The organism is Neolewinella aurantiaca (assembly GCF_008014675.1).
In the GTDB taxonomy this organism is placed as follows: domain Bacteria; phylum Bacteroidota; class Bacteroidia; order Chitinophagales; family Saprospiraceae; genus Neolewinella; species Neolewinella aurantiaca.
In genome coordinates, this window is record NZ_VOXD01000069.1 from 1 (window position 1) to 5,844 (window position 5,844).

6 protein-coding genes are annotated in these 5,844 nt (G+C 38.0%); 2 read left to right on the plus strand and 4 right to left on the minus strand.

What is annotated here, in order from left to right; translation table 11 throughout:
* Both FUA23_RS23205 and FUA23_RS21825 read left to right on the plus strand, forming a co-directional pair.
* Window positions 1-107: transposase domain-containing protein (locus FUA23_RS23205; RefSeq protein ID WP_406603413.1), on the plus strand; the 107-nt coding region annotated here is incomplete at its 5' end.
* A gap of 177 nt (window positions 108-284) precedes the next feature.
* A complete protein-coding gene (locus FUA23_RS21825) occupies window positions 285-788 on the plus strand; it encodes a hypothetical protein (RefSeq protein ID WP_147932901.1) in 504 nt (167 codons plus the stop codon).
* Between the two features lie 2 nt (window positions 789-790).
* Here FUA23_RS21825 and FUA23_RS21830 read toward each other — a convergent pair whose 3' ends face one another.
* The 4 genes from FUA23_RS21830 to FUA23_RS21845 all read right to left on the minus strand — a co-directional run bounded on the left by FUA23_RS21830 (window position 791) and on the right by FUA23_RS21845 (window position 5,663).
* Window positions 791-1,267, minus strand: a complete 477-nt coding sequence (locus tag FUA23_RS21830; protein WP_187271186.1) for an OmpA family protein — start codon at window positions 1,265-1,267, stop codon at window positions 791-793.
* Window positions 1,268-1,517: 250 nt separating this feature from the next.
* Window positions 1,518-2,483, minus strand: coding sequence for a hypothetical protein (locus FUA23_RS21835; RefSeq protein ID WP_147932903.1), 966 nt, complete (start codon window positions 2,481-2,483; stop codon window positions 1,518-1,520).
* Window positions 2,476-3,789, minus strand: a complete 1,314-nt coding sequence (locus FUA23_RS21840) for a hypothetical protein (RefSeq protein ID WP_147932904.1) — start codon at window positions 3,787-3,789, stop codon at window positions 2,476-2,478. Before FUA23_RS21840 ends, FUA23_RS21835 begins: the two co-directional genes overlap by 8 nt.
* Window positions 3,790-4,766: 977 nt before the next feature.
* Window positions 4,767-5,663 carry an IS630 family transposase gene (locus FUA23_RS21845; protein ID WP_262713722.1) on the minus strand — a complete coding sequence of 299 codons (897 nt, stop codon included), beginning with the start codon at window positions 5,661-5,663 and terminating at the stop codon, window positions 4,767-4,769.
* Window positions 5,664-5,844 lie beyond the last annotated feature (181 nt).

The window sequence follows — 5,844 nt, forward strand, 5'->3', positions numbered from 1 at the left end:
GTGACTGGCTCAAAGATGTGCTTAAGCGCATCGGGAGCCATAAGGTTAACCGGTTGGAGGAGTTGCTGCCGGGGGCGTGGGCCAAATGGAAGGACTTGGACCTGTAGTTGCTCGGACGGTTACATCCAAACGGGCGGCTTTGGTTCAATGCCCATAGGGTCGGATCGTGGGATGGCGGGTTAGTCCAACAAAAGCGCAACGGCAGGCCCGACTGCGTCAGGGCTGCCTTTGAGCTTTAAGTGTTAGCGGCATAATTTTTGTAACTTCAACCGTAAAATACGCCAATGAGACTCAAACATCTACTTTTCTTGATTTTGGTTTTGCCCACAGTATTTATTAATAATTTGTATTGTCAGAATCGTTATTTTGTAGCATTCTGTGCGAGTAATCAAAATTTAGGTCATGCATTTATATCACTAGGATATGAATCACCTGAAAGAATGATGACTGTACATGATGGCACTTGGGGTATGTATCCTAAAACTAAAATCGAAGGCGTTATCAGTGTATTTTTTGGCTCTGTCCCTGGAGAAATTAGAAATGATTTTCTCACGAATAGAAATCAATCTTTTCACCTAGTTGTTTCGGAAAATGAATACAAAAAATCACTAGAAGTTTTGAACAAATGGAAAAACAAAGATTATCAGCTGTTGAAAAGCGATTGTTTATCTTTCATAATTGAGGTGGCAACTATCTTTGAACATCAAATCGAAATTCCAATCAGAGATAATTTTTTAAATCTTCCCTCATATTATTTATCTGAACTAATCAGAATAAACAGTAATTGATGTTAATCATTTCTATAACATTTGTTATTACTCCAAACAACTTCGACTCTACGATTAAGCTTTTCGCTTCTAGAAATTAGGTTTCCTTGTAAATCTCTATCAGTGATTCTTCTAAATGATTCCATTTCTTCATAATCATTCCAATTTCTAGCATTTACGGAACTATTTGTCCAAGCTTCAATGTATGATTTTACATTTTTAGCTCTATCATTGGCAAGTTGTGTATTTCTACTATTGCTAAAACCTTCGAATGCACGAGAACTTGCGTATCCAATTACTTCTATTTCTTCTTCTCCGCAAGTCATAAAAATATCGATAAGCTCTAATAGTTTATCTTTTTCAGAAACATCTAACGTATCTATGCCATTCTCAAAGAAAAAAGGCAAAACGAAATCATAATTCGGATTGAAAGTATTTGTGTAAACTGTATTGCTAGTGTCCATTGCTTTCCTTGCAGGATTCATTGACAATACGATCATACCTATCGCTATTAAAGAAATAGGAAATACGAGATCTAAATAAGATAAAATTTTCTTGCTTTCGTTCGGCAACTTAAAGTGCTGAAAGAATATTATGAGTACCAAAATTAATAGTCCATAAAACAGAATGTTACCATCGATTAAAAATCCTGATCGACTAACTACCCTATCTACGATCCAATCAAGAATGAAATAGACTGAAGTGTATAGGACAAATAATAGTGTATACCTAGCTAGATTCTTCATCAAACTAAACTTTCTCAGCAATTATTGAAACCAACCTCAGTTCGCGTGGCAGCTTAATAGCATGTACCTGTTTGTTAGGTCCTTCAATAGGCGAATTAATATAAAAATTAGATAACTCATTATTTTGTGGTATGATCAACAACTTATCTGATCTCCAAGACCTAATTTCTAAAATTTCTTCTGGTTTTTCAACTTCTACTACTATTTTATCGCTTCCTCTGACCCAAAATTCTTGGGGAATATATTCCAACGGTCCACCTCTTCTAAAATATTTTGATGATAATCTACAGTCATGCTCTGATTCACGTGCGAGTAATGAACTTGAAAGCCATTCTCTTTCTATTTTAAATTTTACTATCCTTCTAAAAGTAGAAATTTTGACATTGATTGAAAGAGTAGAATCTAAAGGTGATATCAATGAAGCATAATAAGAGGAAATTGTGTCATTCAATACTGAAAATTTATCCTCATACTCTCTTTCAGTATTACTTATCGAAGGAGATGTATATGAAAGAAAGTTAAAAATACTCGAACCAATGTTATTTCTATTGTAATCAAGAAAATCTTTAGCATACTTGTCTAAATTTTCTTTGTGATATTGATCACTTTTAATGTCTTTGAGTAAATCGCCATAAACACTTGACAAATTTCTACTTCTAGCCCGAAATTCTCCATTCGTATTTTGAGGTAGTGCGTTACCTATTTTAGAAACTGTATAACCTAAATCAGAACCTGAGAGATCATAAGAGATATTTTTAGGCTCCAAGTAAAATACTTTGTACGATAAAGAATCTAGATAAAAATTTTTGATAGCACGATCTATAGTTTCGTCCTCATACACATAATATGATTTTTCTCCATACATATGGCTTATTAATGAAGATACACGGTCATTAATTCTACTCGGAATAGAAGCAATTAAAGCAGTTGCTAATATGAAAGTGAAGTAAGATCCAATTTTTTTACTCACGAGTCTTCTGGGTTAGAACTGCTATAATTATTGGCAAATCAGTCTTTGTAGAAGTATAAAACTCTCCATTCTGTCCAGTCGTAACTTCACCCATTTCTACTTTGCCGCCTCCGCCGCCTATCTTGAAAGGACCAATCTTGAAACCTCCCTTGCCTCTCACAGTTTTTTTGAATTCACTCTCCTTAGTCGTATTGATTTTACCCTTTATTCTTATAGCACTCGCAACTACAAATCCACTAACCATTCTAGGAATTAGCCCATCTTCACCATAAATTTTAAATTCCTCTGCACCTTCTCTCAATTTGAATTTACCCTCCGAAATGTCTTCTAGTAAAGCAGCATCAAACCAATCACCTGGTCCAACGTCAATATATCTGAGATTGCAAAAACCGATTTCTATAAACTCATTTTCAGTTGTAACGAGTTGATCATAAGAAGATGAACTTCCTCCACCTCCACCTTTAAAAAATACACCTTTCCACGATGATCGCCCTCCCTTATTTTGCTCTGTTCTTTTGTAGTTTTTAAGATTAGAATCAAATCGAATTTTAGTCCACCCATCTAAATCATCTCCAACTGTACATTTGTTTTTCATCAAGGCTTTGAGAGACTCATTATCAGCATAATAACCCATGTAAGACGTAGCAGCTAACAACTTCTCGCCAGCATTCATATAAGATACAAAGTATTTTGCTAAACTTCTTTCATATAATACTGACCAGGGTGCGTTTCGAAAATACTGGACAATACTTTCATTCATTTCGTTTCTATATGGTATTAATCTATTACCCGCTGAACTATTAAGAAAATTACTTAACTCCTTATTTGTAACTTTTCTTCCGATGGTAGTCAATCGAACTTGGTGTTTATCCCATCTATCTTCAAAATTTTTAAAGGCCTCGTCATATTCATCGAATGCTTCTTTTAACCTAGTTTTTGCTGCATCATACTTTTTTAAATCTTCACCTTCTAATTGAGGAAAAACAATATTTTGAATAATTCGCTTACCATACACGTCATGAAGTTTAATTTCTTGATCATTAGGATCTAAGGAAAAACTTTCTTCTGGGATCAATGATGCCAAATTTACAAGTTGCTGATCAGAACTAAAATCATTTGCAACCCAAGTAATGAGATATGGGAAATCCAAAAGATGTAATTCTTTACTACCATTCGTAGATTTAGCGAAGAAATTTGCTAGTTCATCATATATCTTATCATGTGCTTTTTGGTTAAGTGTTTGAGCATTACATATATTAAATGATGAAAATATAAAAGCAGCTGAGAATATAATTGTCCTTAGCATAGTTGTGGATTTGTGGATTTTGAGTAAAAATAGGGGTTTAAACTGATATTTCCAATTGCCGCTAACGAACAAGTACTCACGACGGATTGAAGCGCAGCGAAAATCTGTCCGTGAGTACGATGTTCCGCGACGTTTGCGTTTCGAAGCCAAAAGATTTCTATTTTTTGAAGCGTCAGCTTCTTGTCTTTTGGCGGTTTCCTCCAGATAAGGAAGTATGGACGTGACTACGGGTAGTCCCGCCGTTCTTCCGGAGGAATCGTTACGCTGCGCCGAGGAGAAATGATTCCCTGATCATTTTCCGATGTCCGGCAGACGGACGGTTGAATACTTCTATTCTACCGGCTGCCGGAAACAAATATACCGAATGCAAAGGAGTACTTTCTAATTTAACTGACCGGTGACCCTAAACTTTTTCCCGACTCGCATCGTTCGCAAGCTCAAGTCTTACAGACCTGTAACGACTGGTAGCCAAGTGCTACAAAAGCTTCTTTTGCCGCTTTGTCTGCCCTGCCGCTAATGATTTGCCTTGAAAATCAGAGTTTGCGAACGATGCGATATTCGGTCCTCCAGGCCACCAGCCCTTTGTAGTGATCCTTTGATCAAACATTCGGACAGGGCGATAGCCCCACAAATATTTGTTGCGCATATGTTGCGGAACGGATGCGCACACGCAGCCGGCCTTAGCCGGTTGACGTGTGCGCAATGTTATGTGTTATTTTCTTTATTGAATAGATAATTCGTGATCTCGTAACCTAACACACAACACAAACAAATTATTGGCTTAAATATGCCGTAACCTTTAAAAACAAAATAAGCCAGCAGAAAAACAAAAAAAATATAACTTAAATACTTTAGCTTACTTAACATTAGATTGTATTTTTCTTTTTATGAAGAAATAAGAAATAGAATAACTTCTTGTAGAAGCAAATTTATTGAAAGTGGGCTATGAGATAAACTGTCATTACTAGATATACCAGTTAGGAAGTGGTTTGGGACAAATGCACGGACACTCCATTTACTGTCCGATAATTCATCGTCAGCAGGCTGCGTAATTCCGACTTGTATTGCTTGATGTTTCCAAGAAAAGACAAAATCGCCGATTTGAACTCATCATGCTTCTCGTAATAAGTTGAATTTAGAATCTTTACCCGCATGAAGTGCCAAAGTCGCTCAATCAAGTTAAGATTTGGCGAGTAGGTGGGTAGGTAGACAAATTCTATTCGTTGCTCTTTGGCCCACTCCGTGAGCATCTTATTGCGATTGTAGCGGGCGTTGTCGCAGATCAAGTAAATTGTCTTTCCTGGATGCTTTCGCAAAAGTTGCCGACAGAGCCGCTGCGTCGATTGAGCATTGACCGAGTCGGTGATGTCGTAAACCAAGTGCTCAGGCTTCATGCCGTTGATTGCGGCGTTAATATTAACCCGCTTTCGACCGGAATTGCAGTCGATCTCAAAGTCTTGACCTTTACGTATCCACTCCCGACTAGTCTTGGTATTATGCGTTGGATGACAACCGTCAGCGTAGTAGACAACAGCATTTCCGGCATCTACCTCTTCAAGGATCTCAGGTACTGTCTCCTCTAAAAAGGCTTGCTGGGCCTCACCCTCAGCTTTAGCTGGTACCGACTTGCTCTTCTTGTACACAAAACCTAAACGTTTGAGCAAATCGGTCATTCCCGCTACGGTGTAATCCATACCAAATTGCTCTTTCACATAAGCGCAAATTGATTTAGCGTCGGGGTAAAAGTAATCATCCAGATGGTTGGCCAGTTGCTTTTCTTGTTCCTCGGTAAGACGGCCAGAGAACGGAACATAATCGTCCGACAGATACGTCTCGAGATCAACCTTGAAGTAACCACCGACATAACGATAAATAGTAGGGTGTTCCCTCTGTTAGGCTGCGGCCGTGGCCGATTCCGTCCTCTCTCGGAGCACTCTTAGCTGAGTGTATCGCGTCGGGCAGGTGTTGGCGGTTTCCCAGTCGTAGACCTGCTGGTAAGTTACGGTAGTCAGGGCGCGATCGACAAAATCTAGCGAGATGTCGATATGGTATAAC

Bases quoted from the DNA above. Each gene is read 5' to 3' on its own strand.
- FUA23_RS21825 (WP_147932901.1), top strand. From the start codon at position 285: ATGAGACTCAAACATCTACTTTTCTTGATTTTGGTTTTGCCCACAGTA.
- FUA23_RS21830 (WP_187271186.1), bottom strand. From the start codon at position 1,267: ATGATCGTATTGTCAATGAATCCTGCAAGGAAAGCAATGGACACTAGC.
- FUA23_RS21840 (WP_147932904.1), bottom strand. From the start codon at position 3,789: ATGCTAAGGACAATTATATTCTCAGCTGCTTTTATATTTTCATCATTT.